Annotated in this window: 12 protein-coding genes; 6 read left to right on the top strand and 6 right to left on the bottom strand. The window is 44.1% G+C overall.

Annotated elements, in window-relative coordinates:
* Positions 1-4 precede the first annotated feature (4 nt).
* The 6 genes from dppC to EDC16_RS00695 all read left to right on the top strand — a co-directional run bounded on the left by dppC (position 5) and on the right by EDC16_RS00695 (position 6,947).
* Positions 5-904, top strand: coding sequence for a dipeptide ABC transporter permease DppC (dppC, locus tag EDC16_RS00720; protein WP_132964383.1), 900 nt, complete (start codon positions 5-7; stop codon positions 902-904).
* Positions 905-917: 13 nt separating this feature from the next.
* Positions 918-1,901, top strand: coding sequence for a dipeptide ABC transporter ATP-binding protein (gene dppD, locus EDC16_RS00715; RefSeq protein ID WP_132964381.1), 984 nt, complete (start codon positions 918-920; stop codon positions 1,899-1,901).
* Complete coding sequence (locus tag EDC16_RS00710; protein WP_132964379.1) at positions 1,894-2,862, top strand: peptide ABC transporter ATP-binding protein; 969 nt, start codon at positions 1,894-1,896, stop codon at positions 2,860-2,862. The genes dppD and EDC16_RS00710 overlap by 8 nt, the downstream gene beginning before the upstream one ends.
* A gap of 225 nt (positions 2,863-3,087) precedes the next feature.
* Positions 3,088-4,677, top strand: a complete 1,590-nt coding sequence (gene asnB, locus EDC16_RS00705) for an asparagine synthase B (RefSeq protein ID WP_132964377.1) — start codon at positions 3,088-3,090, stop codon at positions 4,675-4,677.
* A gap of 150 nt (positions 4,678-4,827) precedes the next feature.
* A complete protein-coding gene (locus tag EDC16_RS00700; protein WP_132964375.1) occupies positions 4,828-5,622 on the top strand; it encodes a glycosyltransferase in 795 nt (264 codons plus the stop codon).
* Between the two features lie 11 nt (positions 5,623-5,633).
* Positions 5,634-6,947, top strand: coding sequence for an O-antigen ligase family protein (locus EDC16_RS00695; protein WP_132964373.1), 1,314 nt, complete (start codon positions 5,634-5,636; stop codon positions 6,945-6,947).
* A gap of 6 nt (positions 6,948-6,953) precedes the next feature.
* Here the strand turns inward: EDC16_RS00695 and EDC16_RS00690 are convergent, their stop codons facing one another.
* From EDC16_RS00690 to pbpC, 6 genes are all read right to left on the bottom strand, one after another.
* Complete coding sequence (locus tag EDC16_RS00690; protein WP_157330451.1) at positions 6,954-7,709, bottom strand: glycosyltransferase family 25 protein; 756 nt, start codon at positions 7,707-7,709, stop codon at positions 6,954-6,956.
* 75 nt (positions 7,710-7,784) lie between these two features.
* Positions 7,785-10,208 (bottom strand): DNA topoisomerase (ATP-hydrolyzing) subunit B, encoded by a 2,424-nt coding sequence (gyrB, locus tag EDC16_RS00685; protein ID WP_425275603.1) that lies wholly within the window; start codon positions 10,206-10,208, stop codon positions 7,785-7,787.
* Between the two features lie 498 nt (positions 10,209-10,706).
* Positions 10,707-11,786, bottom strand: coding sequence for a DNA replication/repair protein RecF (gene recF, locus EDC16_RS00680; protein ID WP_132964367.1), 1,080 nt, complete (start codon positions 11,784-11,786; stop codon positions 10,707-10,709).
* Positions 11,787-11,797: 11 nt separating this feature from the next.
* Positions 11,798-12,898 (bottom strand): DNA polymerase III subunit beta, encoded by a 1,101-nt coding sequence (dnaN, locus tag EDC16_RS00675; protein WP_132964365.1) that lies wholly within the window; start codon positions 12,896-12,898, stop codon positions 11,798-11,800.
* A 34-nt stretch (positions 12,899-12,932) separates the two neighbouring features.
* The gene (dnaA, locus tag EDC16_RS00670; protein WP_132964363.1) at positions 12,933-14,276 is read right to left on the bottom strand and encodes a chromosomal replication initiator protein DnaA; all 1,344 of its coding nucleotides are present in this window, start codon (positions 14,274-14,276) and stop codon (positions 12,933-12,935) included.
* Between the two features lie 199 nt (positions 14,277-14,475).
* Positions 14,476-16,680 (bottom strand): penicillin-binding protein 1C, encoded by a 2,205-nt coding sequence (gene pbpC / locus EDC16_RS00665; protein WP_132964361.1) that lies wholly within the window; start codon positions 16,678-16,680, stop codon positions 14,476-14,478.
* Positions 16,681-16,777 lie beyond the last annotated feature (97 nt).

The following is a 16,777-nucleotide window of genomic DNA, read 5'->3' as shown; positions in this document are numbered from 1 at the left end:
AATTATGTCAGAGACTGTTCAAATTCAAACGCCTGTTCCCGCACCTAAAGGGCCGATTGCCGAGTTTTGGTCGCACTTCAGCCATAGCAAGGGGGCGGTTGTCGGGTTAAGTTATATTCTTTTTATTTTTGCTGTCAGCCTGCTGGCGAATGTGGTTGCACCACATGATCCGATTGCGCAGGCACGCGATGCGTTGTTGATGCCGCCGGCGTGGATGGAAGGCGGTAGCTGGAGCTACATTCTCGGCACCGATGATGTGGGGCGGGATATTTTGTCACGTTTGATTTACGGCGCACGTTTGTCATTGTTTATCGGCTTGCTGGTTGTGAGCCTGTCTTTTGTTTTCGGTGTGTTGTTAGGGTTGATCTCCGGTTATTTTGGTGGCTGGATCGATATCTTCATCATGCGCGTGATCGATATTATGCTGGCGCTGCCGAGCTTGTTGTTAGCTATTGCGATTGTCGCGATTCTTGGGCCTTCATTGTTAAATGCTTCTTTTGCGATCGCCTTGGTGTCGCTGCCAAGCTATGTCCGTTTGACGCGGGCTTCGGTGCTCAATGAGCTGAATCGTGATTATGTCACCGCCTCGCGTGTTGCCGGTGCCGGACCGATTCGCTTAATGCTGATCACTATTTTACCTAACTGTTTGGCGCCGTTAATCGTGCAGACCACGCTGGGTTTTTCCAATGCGATTTTGGATATGGCAGCGTTGGGCTTTTTGGGCATTGGTGCTCAGCCACCGACACCGGAATGGGGGGCGATGCTTGCCGAAGCGTTGCAGTTTGTGCAGCGGGCTTGGTGGGTGGTCACTTTTCCCGGTTTGGCGATTTTGCTGACGGTGTTGGCATTCAATTTAATGGGTGACGGTTTGCGTGACGCCCTTGATCCGAAATTAAAACAATAAGGAGCTGATCAGAATGTCATTATTAGAAATTAATCAGCTTTCAGTGCATTTTGGTGATGAGAAAACCCCGTTTAAAGCGGTGGATCGGATCAGCTATCAAATCAAACAAGGCGAAGTGTTGGGGATTGTCGGTGAATCCGGTTCGGGGAAATCGGTCAGTTCGCTGGCGATTATGGGGTTGATCGATTTTCCGGGGCGAGTGCAGGCGCAGAGTTTGACCTTTGACGGCTATGATTTGCAGGCGATCTCAGAAAATAAAAAACGTGAACTGGTCGGCGCCGAAGTGGCGATGATTTTTCAGGATCCGATGACCAGCTTGAATCCGGCGTATAGTGTCGGCTTTCAGATTATGGAAGCCTTGAAAGTGCATGAAGGCGGTAGTCGTCAAAGTCGTCGCCAACGAGCCATTGAGCTGTTGACTCAGGTCGGTATTCCGGATCCGGAATCGCGCCTGTCGGTTTATCCGCACCAGTTGTCCGGCGGTATGAGCCAGCGGGTGATGATTGCAATGGCAATTGCTTGCCGTCCAAAATTGCTGATTGCCGACGAACCGACGACCGCACTTGATGTCACCATTCAAGCACAAATTATTGATTTGCTGCTGGAATTGCAGAAAAAGCAGAATATGGCACTTATTCTGATCACGCACGATCTGGCATTGGTGGCGGAAGCTGCCGAGCGGATTTTGGTGATGTATGCCGGGCAAGTGGTGGAAGAGGGACGGGCAGTTGATATTTTCTCGACTCCGAAACACCCTTATACTCAAGCGCTGTTGCGATCATTACCGGAGTTTGCTGTCGGCAAATCCCGCTTGCATTCGTTGCCGGGTGTGGTGCCGGGCAAGTATGATCGCCCGAGCGGCTGTTTGCTGAACCCACGTTGTCCTTATGCAACCGATGAATGTCGGGTTGAAGAACCGCACTTGCATCAATTAGCTAATCGGCAGGTGAAATGCCACACACCATTAAACGCCCAAGGAGAGCCGGTTCATGTCTGAACATATGTTATTGAAGGGAGTTGATCTCAAAAAATATTACCCGGTGAAAAAAGGATTATTTTCCAAAACCCAACAAGTGAAAGCATTGGACGGTGTTTCGTTTAATTTGGAAAGAGGCAAAACGCTGGCAGTGGTGGGCGAATCCGGCTGTGGAAAATCCACACTGGCGCGGCTATTAACCATGATTGAAGAGCCTACCAACGGAGAGTTGTATTATAACGGACAAAATTTTTTGCTGAATGATAATGAAATCAAAAAATTGCGTCGGCAAAAAATCCAAATTGTGTTCCAAAATCCGTATGCGTCACTCAACCCGCGTAAAAAAGTCGGCACGATTTTGGAAGAACCACTGCTGATTAACACTGATTTAACTGCGGAGCAGCGCAAAGCCAAAGTACTGGAGATCATGGCGCAAGTGGGGTTGCGATCCGAGTTTTATGATCGTTACCCGCATATGTTTTCCGGCGGCCAGCGGCAGCGGATTGCGATTGCGCGTGGTTTAGTACTGAATCCGGATATTGTGGTCGCAGACGAGCCGGTCTCGGCGTTGGATGTGTCGGTGCGAGCACAGGTGCTGAACTTAATGATGGATCTGCAAAACCAACTGGGGCTCTCGTATATCTTTATTTCACATGATTTATCCGTGGTAGAGCATATTGCTGACGAGGTGATCGTGATGTATTTGGGGCGCTGTGTGGAGCAGGGTACCACTGAACAGATTTTCAGCAACCCACGCCACCCCTACACGCAAGCTTTGCTGTCAGCAACGCCACGCTTGTCCCCGGAAAAACGGCGTGAGCGGATTAAATTAAGCGGCGAACTGCCCAGCCCGCTTAAGCCGCCACAAGGCTGTGCCTTCAGTGGACGCTGTCGTTTGGCAGAACCCCGCTGTTTTCAAGCAAAACCAGCACTGCGTGACTATCCGGACGGCAGTAAAATAGCCTGCTTCTTGGTGGAATAATCCTTATTGCGTTTGACCAGAACCGCACTTTTCTAATAAAGAAAGTGCGGTTTTGTGTTTTTACTAAAAAATGATGATATTTTTATATTAAATATATCATTTTGTGGATTCTATTGTTTTTTTCTCTATTGAAATGCGGTAAAGGTTGTTTTTTTTCTAAATTTCGTTGTATGATGGCGAAAAATTTGTACCAGAAAAAATAAACATAAAAATGGAGTAGCAACTATGTGTGGGTTTGTATTCGCCTCTGAGCAACAAATGTCAACGACAGATTTTAAGCGTGGTTATGATAAAATTTTTCACCGTGGGCCGGATAATCAAAGTTTAACTGGCGAAGAGAGTGGTTTATGGGGCTTCCACCGCCTGTCAATTATGGATCTTTCCAACAATGGCAATCAGCCATTTAAACACAATGGGTATGAGCTGATCTGTAATGGCGAAGTATATAACTTTGAAGCATTGCGAGAACTGCTAAAAGACCAATTTGAGTTTCAATCCGATAGTGATTGTGAAGTGTTGATCCCCCTGTATGAACGTGTTGGCTTTGAAGTGATGGTCAAAATGCTGGATGCCGAATTTGCATTGGTTTTATTCGATAAACAGCATGATCAAGTGATGGCGGCGCGCGATCCGATTGGCATTCGCCCGATGTTTTACGGCTATGATAAGCAAAGTGGTAAAATTGCTTTTGCCTCGGAAGCTAAAGCGCTGGTTGAATTTTGCCGTGAAGTGAAACCTTTCCCTCCGGGACATTACTACAAAGACGGTAAGTTTACACAATACAATGATATTGCCGATCCCAAAATGGTGTATGACCATGACATTCCGACCATTGCCAAGAATCTGCGTGAAAAATTGGAAAGTGCGGTGATCAAACGCTTGCATGCGGATGCACCATTGGGTTTTTTATTGAGTGGCGGTTTAGATTCTTCGCTAGTGTGTGCGATTGCGCAAAAAAACCTGAAGAAACCGATTAAAACTTTTGCTGTGGGTATGGAAACCGACCCGATTGATTTGAAATATGCCAAAGAAGTGGCGGATTTTCTGGGTACAGAACACACTGAAGTGATTATGACCAAAGCAGATGTGTTGGGATGTTTGGAAAAGCTGATTTGGCATCTGGAAACTTGGGATATCACCACTATCCGAGCCAGTATCGGCATGTATTTGGTGTGTAAATATATTCGTGAAAACACCAATTTGAAAGTGTTGTTGACCGGTGAAGTCAGCGATGAAATTTTTGGTTATAAATATACTGATTTTGCCCCGAACGCTGAAGCCTTCCAACAAGAAGCACAAAAACGGATCCGTGAATTGTATATGTATGACGTGCTGCGTGCTGACCGTTGTTTAGCCGCCAATTCGCTCGAAGCACGGGTGCCGTTCGGTGATCTGGATTTTGTCGACTATGCGATGAGCATCAACCCTGAGAAGAAAATGAATGTGTACGGCAAAGGCAAATATCTGCTGCGCCACGCATTTGAAGGATTGAACTACCTGCCAGACAGTATTTTGATGCGCGAAAAAGCGGCATTCAGCGATGCGGTCGGGCACTCGATGGTGGATTATCTGAAAGCTTATGCCGAAGAAAAATACACAGAGCAAGATGTTGTGCTAGCGGCAAAAGACAAATACCCGTACGGAACACCGTTTACCAAAGAATCCTTGTTGTATCGAGATATTTTTGAAAAATTCTATCCGAACAACGCAGGCTGGATCAAAGATTTCTGGATGCCGAACAAAGCATGGCAAGGCTGCAACGTCAACGACCCAAGCGCCCGTGTGTTGGGCAACTATGGGGATAGTGGGAAGTAGTTTTTTATTCTCTGGTTTTTAATAGTAACCGCGCTTTGCTTATTAATGCGTAAAAAGTAAAGCGCGGTTGTTTTATAAAATAGAGAATATTCAGATTCTTAGTTATATGATATTATTTTATTGTTGGAGAATACGCTAAGGAAAATTAAAATGAATAAAGATCCTATTCAAATGGTGTGGATTGGCGACTCAATAAGTCGATTAGAGTATCTTTGTATGCAGTCGTTTATTGCTAATGGACATTCTGTTCATTTATATGCATATAGTCAGATTGCTGGATTACCCAAAGATGTTTTATGCTTCGATGCTAATGAGGTTGTTCCTAAAGAACAGATTTTTTTACACAAAGGATCTTATGCTGCGTTTGCCGATCTTTTTCGTTGGAAGTTATTGGCAGTAAAAGGAGGCTACTACTGTGATACAGACATGCTTTGTATTCATCCGTTTGAATTTAAAGAAGAGGCTATTGTTGGTAAACAGTCGAATAATTCATTTAATTGTGCATTTTTAAAGTTTCCTCCTCAGCATCCGATCGTATTAGAAATGTTAGACTGTGCATTAAATCCTAATAAAATAAAGCCTTATGATACAAGAAGAATAAAAAGGAAAAAAATTTTTAAGAAGCTAATAAATAATAGTGAGCAAATTGGATGGGGCGAGACGGCTGGACCACCGGCACTAACTCGTGTTATTAATTATCTTGGTACGCAAAAAGATTGTATTATAAAAGATTTTACTTTTTTTTATCCTATAGATTGCAGTAATTTCGATGCACTTTTTGATGAAACGTTAGTTGGTGAGCCTCTTTATAAGAATACTACTATGGTGCATTTATGGAATGAAATGTTACGTAGAGGAAATATAGATAAAAATAAACCATTTAATCCAGATTCATTTGTAGGCCGATATTTTTATTTATATTGTTCTGAATATGATGCTTTATAGAAGATAATTTTATGTTTTCTTTGAAAAATATAGTTGAAAGAAAAATAACTGAATATGTAATGTTCATTTCTACATTGGGCTATACACTGTTCAAAGTTGCTGATCGTAATATAGGTGATGTGTTTTTAACATTATTAGTCCTTGGTTTTATTATAGGGCTTATTTCTAACTGGAAGGTTCTAATACAAGATAAAATTCTTTGGCTTTTTTTGTTATCCTTGCTGTCACAAATATTATCTTGGTTTCATGGGATATATTTTACTCCATACACTCCTTCATTTTTTTCATTAAGCCCTCTAGCTAATCTATTTTATTTTTTCATATTGGCTTATTGGTTGAAAGGGAATGCTTATTATATATTTTCTACCTTAACTGCGTATTGTTTGGGTGTTATATTAGCTTGTATTTTACATTCAAATGCACCTGTAGATGAATTTTTATTAGGATTAACAGGACAACGTGTTGATTTTGGCATTACTAATGCTAATCATACTGCGGCACTGGCGGGCAGTTCAATATTAGCCTCAATTTTTATGATATATTTTTTTATAAAAGAATTTAGGATTTATTTACGTACTTGGTATGGAATTAGTTATGTCTCTTTTTTAGCTATTATATCCGTTATAAATTTATTATTAGTTTATATGACATTCTCTAGATCAATATGGCTAGCATTATTTTGTGTTTTAGTAATATTGATATTTTATGTTTTTTTTAGGAATGTTTCATTTAATATGAAGTTTCTTGTTAAAATCATAGTTGTATTAATTAGTAGTTTCTTACTAATATATAGTTTATTACAAGTACCTCAAATCAATTCTAGGGTATTTGAAGAACATGAGGTTATTGCCGGGCTTTTAGAAAAGGAACCTGATGAAATTGCTAGTTCTAGTGTTGGTTTACGGGTGAAGTTTTGGTATTCCTCTTTTGATTGGATAAAGGAATATCCTATACTGGGTTTGGGAGATAGAAATGCAAGAGCGTTTGTGATACAAAAATCACCCTATCTGACACAAGCGGTAAAAGATGAATTTCAACATTTACATAATGGATATATTGAGATATTGATTTCTTATGGATTACTTGGATTATTTGTTGTTCTAGGAATTTTCTTTATAGTTTTTAAAAATGTATTTATGATGAAAAGCATGTATAGAAATTATGTTATTTGGGGTGCAATAGCTTTTAGTTCATACTACTATGTTATTAATATATTTGAATCTTTTTTCATGTTTAAAACTGGAGAATATATACAAACTGTTTTTTTAGGTTGTATATATAGTTTATATTTGAGTCGGACATTAAATAATAAGAAAGATAAATGAAAGAAACTAAATTCTGTATTTTAAATTATATATAAAACGACATATATTATCTTTTGTGGAGTAGTATTCTCTTTTTAGCTTAGATAAAATATTTAATGCAGATTTTGATCTACCTTCTTGCGTGATAATCGATTCTAGCTCAGCATCAATAATACAGGGAGGATATACTGAAAAATTTTCTACTTTATTTTCGTAGAAACGTGACATTTGATCGTCTACAGGATAAATGATTTCATCAAAATAATTAATAAACTTCTGAGCGGTTTCAGGTGTTAGTAAATAACCTGTAGTACACATAAATTCACGAAAATATTTTGCAACAGTAAAATATTGTGTTTTTGCAATAGTGATATATTTACTTGAACGATGGTTTTTGTGAAGCCAGAGAAATTGATATTTTTCAGCCAAATCATTAGCTTCCTGTAAAAAATATACAAAGTTATCTAATAAGTTTGCATCATCTTCTAATACAATAATTGGCATGCCATTATTTAGGCATTGCTGCCAGACTAGATAATGGCTAGCAAAGCAACCTAGTTCAGATAGAGATAAATGACGACCTTTACGAGTAAAATGTTTCCCGGCATTGTATTTTTTAAATAACGGGTGCTTCGGTTCTCTTGTACCGTGAACGGCGGGGAAATATTCAATATTTAATTTTAACTCAGGATGTTTTTTCACTAATAATTTAAATTGTTGATCCATATGTTCTTTACGATCAATAGAAGTTTTTAAATTAATAACATAAATTTTAGGAATCATATTATTACCTGAATAAGACATTATTAGAATTTTGGCTAACAGTTTTACTGCTAGCCAAGTAAACCTGTAATGAAACTAAATATCCAAATTCGCCTGTAACGCATTACTTTCGATAAAGTCACGGCGGGGTTCGACTTCATCACCCATTAGGGTGGTGAATAGTTGATCTGCTGCCACTGCGTCTTTAATGGTGACTTGCAGCATATGACGGGCGTTGGGATCCATGGTGGTTTCCCAAAGCTGTTCCGGATTCATTTCTCCCAGTCCTTTATAGCGTTGAATTCCCAAACCACGACGGGATTCTTTGACTAGCCAGTCAACCGCCTGCTCGAAAGAGGTGATTTCCAGTTGACGTTCGCCACGTACTACATAGGCACCGGCTTCGATCAGGTTGCGTAACTGTTCGCCCAATTTGACGATGCGTTGATATTCTGAGCCTTCGGCAAAGTGGAAGTCAAGGTGATAGTTGCTGTCAATACCATGGGTACGTACGGTCAGCACCACTTCATCCAGATGCCGCTCTTGGTTATAAACTGTGCAGATAGCGTAGTGGTTGCCGCCGATATCTTTGTTTTTCAGATTTGCCAGCAATTGCTGCGACCAGTTCTCCAACTCGGTTTTGTTTTTCATCAACTCAACACTTAATGTTGGGGCGTAGATCAACTCTTGCAAAAGTGCGGTTGGGTAATGGCGCACCAAACGGGCAATCATCTTATTGACGTTGTTATATTCGCCGATCAATTTTTCCAATGGCAAACCGCTCATTGCCGGTGCAGTGCCGGAAACATGCAGTCCGGCGCCGTCCAACGCAATCGCAAGCTCATATTGGGTCATGGCTTCATCGTCTTTAATATATTGTTCTTGTTTGCCTTTTTTCACTTTATACAGCGGCGGCTGAGCAATATACACATAACCTTTTTCAATCAATTCCGGCATTTGGCGATAGAAGAAGGTCAGCAACAGGGTACGGATATGCGCACCGTCCACGTCGGCATCGGTCATGATGATGATTTTGTGATAGCGCAGTTTTTCCGGATTATATTCGTCACGCCCGATACCACAACCCAGTGCGGTAATCAGTGTGGCCACCTCTTGTGAAGAGAGCATTTTGTCAAAACGGGCTTTTTCGACGTTCAAGATTTTTCCTTTCAACGGCAAAATCGCTTGGTTTTTACGGTTGCGTCCTTGTTTTGCCGATCCGCCGGCTGAATCCCCTTCCACGATATATAGTTCGGACAGTGCCGGGTCACGTTCTTGGCAGTCGGCTAACTTACCCGGTAAGCCGCCTAGATCCAATGCGCCTTTACGGCGGGTCATTTCGCGCGCTTTGCGGGCGGCTTCACGTGCGCGTGCGGCATCAATAATTTTGCCGACAATAATTTTGGCATCGTTTGGGTTTTCTAACAGATATTCCTGCAAACGCTCGCCCATTGCTGACTCAACCGCACTTTTTACTTCGGAAGAGACCAACTTATCTTTGGTTTGTGAAGAAAATTTAGGATCCGGCACTTTAACCGAGATAATCGCTACCAATCCTTCACGGGCATCGTCGCCGGAAGTGTTGATTTTGGATTTTTTATTGTAACCCTCATTTTCCATGTAGTTATTGAGGGTTCGGGTCAGCGCACCACGGAAGCCAGCCAAATGGGTGCCGCCGTCACGTTGCGGAATATTATTGGTGAAGCAGTACAGATTCTCCTGAAAACCGTCGTTCCATTGCAGTGCCACTTCAACGCCGATATTGTCTTTCTCGGTGGAGAAATAGAAAGGCTGTGGGTGAATCGGGGTTTTGTTTTTGTTCAAATGCTCAACGAAAGCACGGATACCGCCTTCATATTTGAAGTGATCTTGCTTATCGCTGCGTTTATCGATCAATTTAATCGAGACGCCGGAATTCAAAAACGACAGTTCACGCAACCGTTTCGCTAGAATTTCATACTGGAATTCGATATTGGTGAAAATCGTCGGGCTTGGCCAGAAACGCACGGCAGTACCGGTTTGTTCCGTTTCACCAATCACGCTTAACGGGGCTTGTGGCACGCCTAAGTGATAGGTTTGTTCATGCACTTTACCTTCGCGGCGAATGGTCAGTAATAGTTTGTCAGACAGCGCATTCACTACAGATACACCGACGCCGTGCAAACCACCGGACACTTTGTAGGAGTTATCATCGAACTTTCCGCCGGCATGCAACACGGTCATGATCACTTCAGCGGCAGAAACGCCTTCTTCCGGGTGGATACCGACCGGAATACCACGGCCATCGTCTTGTACAGAAACGGAGTTGTCGGTATGTATGGTGATGATGATGTCTTGGCAGTAACCGGCAAGCGCTTCGTCAATTGAGTTGTCAACCACCTCAAATACCATATGATGTAAACCGCTGCCGTCATCGGTGTCACCAATATACATTCCCGGACGTTTTCTGACCGCATCCAATCCTTTTAAGACTTTGATACTGGAAGAATCATAAGCATTTGCTACTGTGTTGTTAGGCATATCTGAAGACATATTTTCTCTCAGTTTTTATTCAAAAAATTTGAACAATTATAACAGATTTTGCCCGTATTTTGTGTTTTTTCTTTTATTCATTCGTTATCTCTTTTTCGCCCGAATGCTGACCATACTTTGATTTTTTTTATTGGTCGGTTGAAATTTAGCTATCGGGTTTCGCCGATGGCGACCTTCTTTCTTTGCTCGTGCAAATAAAGAAGGCAAAGAAACACGCCCCAATTGTAGTGCTGATCTTCGCCTTTGCTAATTTCTACGGTCAATTTGTAAACTTGCCTGCTGTGCAGGCTTCGAACACGACAAATTGACCTTGAAATCTTCACGCAAACGCTCAGGCACTACAGATGGGGAATTTAAAACCAACTGCACCGCACTTTCAATTTTTTATTTATAATAAAGTACCGTGGGCGCATTCAATGCGCCCCTACATTTAGGGCAATACTTCTGTTGTAATTTTTAAGATGAAAGTAAAAAAGCAAAGTGCGGTCAAGGCAAACGAGCTAATTCCCCTTGCTGTAACTCAAATAATGATCCCTTTGCCACCGGCATCTGTTTCAGTTGATCTTGAGAGATGGCTGTGATGAAGACTTGTGAAGCGCTGTGTTGTAGCCTTTCTGCCAGCAGGCTTTGTTTATGTTGATCCAACTCGGAGGCGAAGTCGTCCAGTAAGAACAGGCAGTGGCGCTGTTTGGTTTCGGTTAAATGTTCGCCTTGTGCCAAACGTAGGGCGCACATCATCAGTTTTAACTGTCCGCGTGACAATACATCATCGACCGGCAAGCCGTTGGCTTTAAAGCGAAAATCGGCTTTTTGCGGGCCGGAGACGGTGTAACCGATATTTTTATCCCGCTCAAAATTCTGCGCCAGCAGTTCGGCATAAGCGAGATCTTTATCCCAACCTTGATGGAAGCTGACTTGAATCTCTAGCTCTGGTAAGAACAGGCGACAACTCTTTTCAATATTGGGGCGCAACGCCTCAGCATACTGTCTGCGCCAGTCACTGACTTGCTGTGCCAAGGGTGACAATTCGTCGTCCCAAATTTTCAACGGCGCATATTGCGAACTTTGTTGCAACGCAGCGTTGCGCTGTTTCAACAGGCGGCGCAGCCTTGCCCAACAGGCATAAAATTCGGTTTGGTGATGAAACAAGCCCCAATCCAAAAACGCACGTCGAAACGCCGGGCCGCCGTTGAGTAAACTCAAGCCCTCGGGAGAAATAATCTGCATCGGCAATAATTGTGCCAAATCAGCGATTTTGTTGCCGTCTTCGCCGTTGATTTTTACTGTGGTGTCGCCTTGACGGGTTTTCTGCAAGCCCAACGCCCACTCATGCTGCTGCTCGTTCATGCGGGCGTGCAGGGTGAAGTGCGGTTGTTCGTAGTGGATAATCCGTTGACTGACCGCACTTTTAAACGAGCGCCCGTGTCCAAGGTAATAAACGGCTTCCAGCAGGCTGGTTTTGCCGCTGCCGTTGTTGCCGACAATAAAATTGAAGCCGGGATTTGGTTCAAAATCCACGGCTTGCAAATTGCGAAACCCATTAATAATCAGTCTGGAAAGTGCCACAGCAATAACCGTTATAACCGCATCGGCATAATGACGTATTCTGCGCTGGCTTCGTTGCAGTCTTCAATTAGGCAGCTGGAGTTGGAGTCGCTGAAACGAAACCGCACTTTTTCACATTTTAAGGCGTTAAGGACATCCAAAAGGTAACTGACATTAAAGCTGATTTCCATTTCGTCATTATCATATTGAATATCGATCACTTCTTCGGCAACGTCTTTTTCTGCATTGCTGGAGGTGATGCCCATTTGGTTCAGGCTCAGTGCCAAGCGCACACCGTGAATCCGCTCGTTGGAGAGAATTGCGGCGCGTGAGAAGGCTTGTTTTAACGTTGCCCAATCGGCTTCAATAATGTGATCGGCATTGCGCGGCAATACGCGACGATAATCCGGGAAACGTCCATCGATCAGTTTCGAGGTGAATACGGTGTGTTCGAATTGTACCCGAATATTGCTGGTGCCGATTTGGATTCGCACTGGCTGGCTAGGCTCGTTCAATAAGCGGTTGAGTTCCAACACCCCTTTACGCGGCATAATTACCGAATGATTCGGCAGCGACTGCTCTAGAGCAATGGTGCAAACGGCTAAGCGATGGCCGTCGGTGGCGATGGTGCGTAACAAATTGCCTTCGGTTTCGAATTTCATGCCGTTTAAAAAATAGCGGGCATCTTGATTTGCCATCGAAAATTGGGTGGCGTCAATCAAACGGCTCAAGGTTTCCTGCTCCACGGTGAAATCCACTTCGACGTGCCAATCGGTTAAAGTCGGGTACTCATTGGCTGGTAGGGTAGAGAGTGTGAAACGGCTGCGCCCGCTGCTGATAATCGCACGATCTTCTTCGAACACTACGTTAATTTCGGCATCATCGTTAAAACTACGGCAGATATCTAAGAACTTTTTACCGGGAATGGTATAAAATCCGTCTTGTGCCGCACTTGTTAGTTGCGATTGAGTGGAGAGTTCCACTTCCAAATCGGTGCCGGTCAAAATCAAACGATTTTGATCGACTTGCAGCAATAAATTGTGCAACACCGCCGTTGGCGGACGTGAGTTTAATACGCCACACACTTGTTGCAGGGGTTTAATCAGGTTTTCCCTTGTGATAGAGAATTGCATATTCAACCTCTTATTTTCTTTTTATGTAGATAAGTTATGCCGATAAGGTTCTAATTAAATTGGAAAAATCTTCTTGAATATTATTGTCTTTTTCGCGTAAATCCGCAATGGTGCGGCAGGCGTGCAGTACGGTAGTATGATCGCGATCGCCGAACGCTTTGCCGATTTCCGGCAAGCTGCGGTTGGTCAGCTCTTTTGCCAGCGCCATGGCCAGTTGGCGTGGTCGAGTCACTGAGCGCGAACGGCTTTTGGATTTCAGATCCGACACCTTAATTTTGTAGTATTCAGCAACGGTTTTCTGAATATTTTCAATGGTGACCAGCTTGTCTTGCAATGCCAGCATATCTTTCAGGGCTTCACGCACAAAATCAATGGTGATGTGTTTGCCGGTGAAATTGGCATAGGCACTGACCCGATTTAGAGCGCCTTCCAGTTCGCGCACGTTGGTACGCAGTTTTTGTCCGATAAAAAATGCGACTTCTTCCGGCAGCGCCAGACTATTTTCTTCGGCTTTTTTCATTAAAATGGCGACACGAGTTTCGAGATCCGGCGGCTCAATAGCAATACTCAAGCCCCAGCCGAAGCGGGATTTCAACCGATCTTCAATTTTATCGATCTCTTTCGGGTAGCGATCTGAGGTTAAAATAATCTGATGGTTGCTTTCAAACAGGGCGTTAAACGTATGGAAAAACTCCTCCTGTGAGCCCTCTTTGCCTGCGAAAAATTGGATGTCATCGATCAGTAGTGCATCCAAAGAGCGGTAGAATTTTTTAAAATTTTCGATATTGTCGTTGCGTAGCGCTTTCACCATATCCTGCACAAAGCGTTCCGAGTGCATATAAACCACTTTGGCATCGGGATTTAACGCCACAATGCCGTTACCGATGGCATGCAGCAAGTGGGTTTTACCCAAACCGGTACCACCGTATAGATAGAGCGGATTGGACGTCGGGCCACCGGGATTATCCGCCACTTTTTGTGCTACAGCTCGTGCCATCTGGTTAGATTTCCCTTCCACGAAATTGTCAAAGGTGTGCTTCGGATTCAAATTGCTGCGAAACGGTTTATTTTCCGCCGCTTTGTTAGCGTTTAGTATGCTGGTTTGCGGTTTAGCTTGAGGCTTATTTTCCGGTTTGATGCCGTCGATAATTTTGACCCCAAAACGTTCATTTTTAGATAAGAAAGAAGCTGTTTCTCTAATTTGTGGCAGATATTTATCTTCGACCCATTTTTTGACGTAGCGGTTTGGGGCATAGAGGATCAAGCCGTCATCGGTGATTTCCGCCTGCAATGGTCTTAACCAAGTGCTGAAGTCCATGGTGGACACTTTATCTTGTAAATGCGAAAGACAATCTTGCCAAAGAGAAGACACGTTGATACTCCATGTTATTTATTGTTTTAATTTATTTTAACGGTAGGTGGTTAAAAACCGAAGTAAGGTGTAATGATACAATAAAGTGCGCTTAAGATCCCGAATCGATGTCTAAAAAACGAAAAAAAATAACTTGATTTTTGCGCTGGCTAGGGTCTATTGATGTTTGTCTATTGCTTAAATTATACACAAAAGTCAACAGACCCTAATCAGCATTGGCTGAAGTCGCAGGCTCAGCGGCGGTCGCCGGGATTATTTTGGCGCGATTAGGAGTAGATTGCGGCGTCGCAACAAAACGGATCCGAAAATCGCTCTGCACGCTGTCGCCATTGCTGTCCACCACCACCAAACGGTAACTGCCATTGCCGTTAATCGGTAGTAAATAGCGGGTTTGAAAACCCTGTTCAATCAGATTGTCGTTTAAAAACCATAAATACGGTGGTTTGCCGCCGCTGATTTGTAAGCTTAAATCTCGTGCCTGTGGGAATTCCAACTGACTATTATGCAGCGGTGTATTGATTGACAACGGCAAATGGGCGGTGCTGACCGCACTTTGGGTGCTGCGTCCGCTTGCGCGTTGCGGATTGGCAATCGATTGTTCGTTGACACGTTGCAAATGAGTTGGCAAGCTACCGCTGCGAATTACCAGTGGATAGCTCGGCGGCGTGTAGCTGCGCGGAGGGTTAGGCAGCAGATTTAAAACATTACGCAACAGCGGGATTAGGTCTTCGGCGCTGGCACGCTGCTCGGCAAATTTTCCATCTGCACGACCGCTCCACAACACCAAACTGTATTGTTTGGTGTAGGCGAACAACCACTGATCGCGCCAGCCGTAAGCCGTACCGGTTTTAAATGCGACCGGCTCTTTGCCCCAAAATATCCGCCCGTTTTGATCTTGACTCTGTTGTAAAATTTCGCTGACTTGCCAACAGCTTTGCGCCGTCGCCAAACGTTGTGAACGGTTCGATGCGGCTTTCTCGTCCACACTATTTTGATACGCGCAATTCGCCAAAGTGCGGTATAGCTGTAGCAATTGGCTGCCTTTAATCCCAACGCCGCCCAAGGCAACGGCCAAATTCGGTTGCGCATTTGGCGGATAATAGAGTGTCAAACCTTGCTGCTGCAAGTGATGGTTAAATCGAAACGGATTAATCATGCGCAGCAGCCGAACCGCCGGCACATTGCGTGACCGCACCAAGGCGGTCGCCAGACTGATTTCGCCCTGATAGTGTCCGTCATAATTTGTCGGCTGATAACTATCGGCGGTAATCGGGGTATCTTGAATCAGCGTGGCAGGCTGATAATTCAGCCAGTCGAAGGCAAACAGCGTAATAAACGGTTTCAGCGCAGAGCCGGGCGAACGCACCGCCTGCAGCATATCCACTTGTCCGGAGCGGGCTTGTGAAAAGAAATCCGCGGAGCCGACGTAAGCAAGATATTCTCCGCTGTGGTTATCTATAATCGCCGCTGCCAGATTGCTGTTTGGATGGCGATTATATAGGCTGCGTTGCAGTAATTTTTCCAGTTCAACTTGCAGCGGTTTATGCAGCGAAGTTTTGATCACCGCTTGTTGGTGAGCCTGGTTACGTTTTTGAGCACGTTTCTGATCGCTAAAGTGCGGAGCAATCAGCGGAAAGGCGGTTACTTGAATTTCTACCGCCTGCGAAACCGCACTTTGGTATTGTGCCGGGCTGATCAACTTAGCCTCTAGCGCCCGTTGCAACACGCGATCCCGTACCTGTTTTGCCCGTTGTGGATAGCGCAGCGGATGGTAGTAATACGGCGATTGCGGCAATGAAACCAACCATGCAGCTTCTGCTAGTGACAGTTTGTCAGCCGGTTTGTTGAAATAGTAGTAAGCGGCGCTGGTGACCCCTTCCAGATTTCCGCCCATCGGCGCCAGCTGCATATACATTTGTAAAATTTGTGCTTTGCTGAAATGGTGTTCCAGTTGCCAAGCCCGAAACAGTTCTGTGAACTTGCCTGACCAACCACGGGAATGCGGCATCAGCAGCCGTGCAGTTTGCATACTCAAGGTCGAAGCGCCGGATATGATGCGCCCTCGGGTCAAATTCTGCCCGACAGCGCGCATAACGGCACGATAATCAATGCCGCTGTGTTGATAAAAACGGCGGTCTTCGTAGTTGATCAACAGCATCAAATAGTCGTTTGGTAGCTGGTTTTGTTGCAGCGGCAAGCGCCATGTTTGATCCGGTGAAAGATACCAACGCAGCCATTCCCCATTACGATCGGTAATGAGCAATGAATGTTGCTGATAACGCTGCAAATCGAGTGGAAAGCAGCGATCGAGCAGCCGTGGCGTGGCAAAAATCAGCAAAAACAGCAAAAGTGCGGTGATCATCAGTGTACGTCGATAGCGAAACATGGCGTTTTTGTTGCTGCTTAGCATGGGGTTGTTGTCTTCTGGGTTGAGTTTGTTAGCTGAATATGCGATTGAATTGCCACGCCTTACGAGGTTTTAAGGCGTGGCAGTTTAGAGGCTGTCG

The sequence above is a fragment of the Testudinibacter aquarius genome (assembly GCF_004342725.1).
Lineage (GTDB): Bacteria > Pseudomonadota > Gammaproteobacteria > Enterobacterales > Pasteurellaceae > Chelonobacter > Chelonobacter aquarius.
Note: the sequence above shows the minus strand (reverse complement) of the source record. Positions and strands in the feature narration are given on the sequence as shown.

What these genes read in the sequence shown, in the direction of transcription:
- asnB (WP_132964377.1), top strand. Translation starts at nt 3,088, where the DNA reads ATGTGTGGGTTTGTATTCGCCTCTGAGCAACAAATGTCAACGACAGAT.
- EDC16_RS00695 (WP_132964373.1), top strand. Translation starts at nt 5,634, where the DNA reads ATGTTTTCTTTGAAAAATATAGTTGAAAGAAAAATAACTGAATATGTA.
- pbpC (WP_132964361.1), bottom strand. Translation starts at nt 16,680, where the DNA reads ATGCTAAGCAGCAACAAAAACGCCATGTTTCGCTATCGACGTACACTG.
- EDC16_RS00690 (WP_157330451.1), bottom strand. Translation starts at nt 7,709, where the DNA reads ATGATTCCTAAAATTTATGTTATTAATTTAAAAACTTCTATTGATCGT.
- dppD (WP_132964381.1), top strand. Translation starts at nt 918, where the DNA reads ATGTCATTATTAGAAATTAATCAGCTTTCAGTGCATTTTGGTGATGAG.
- gyrB (WP_425275603.1), bottom strand. Translation starts at nt 10,208, where the DNA reads ATGCCTAACAACACAGTAGCAAATGCTTATGATTCTTCCAGTATCAAA.
- dppC (WP_132964383.1), top strand. Translation starts at nt 5, where the DNA reads ATGTCAGAGACTGTTCAAATTCAAACGCCTGTTCCCGCACCTAAAGGG.
- dnaN (WP_132964365.1), bottom strand. Translation starts at nt 12,898, where the DNA reads ATGCAATTCTCTATCACAAGGGAAAACCTGATTAAACCCCTGCAACAA.
- EDC16_RS00710 (WP_132964379.1), top strand. Translation starts at nt 1,894, where the DNA reads ATGTCTGAACATATGTTATTGAAGGGAGTTGATCTCAAAAAATATTAC.
- EDC16_RS00700 (WP_132964375.1), top strand. Translation starts at nt 4,828, where the DNA reads ATGAATAAAGATCCTATTCAAATGGTGTGGATTGGCGACTCAATAAGT.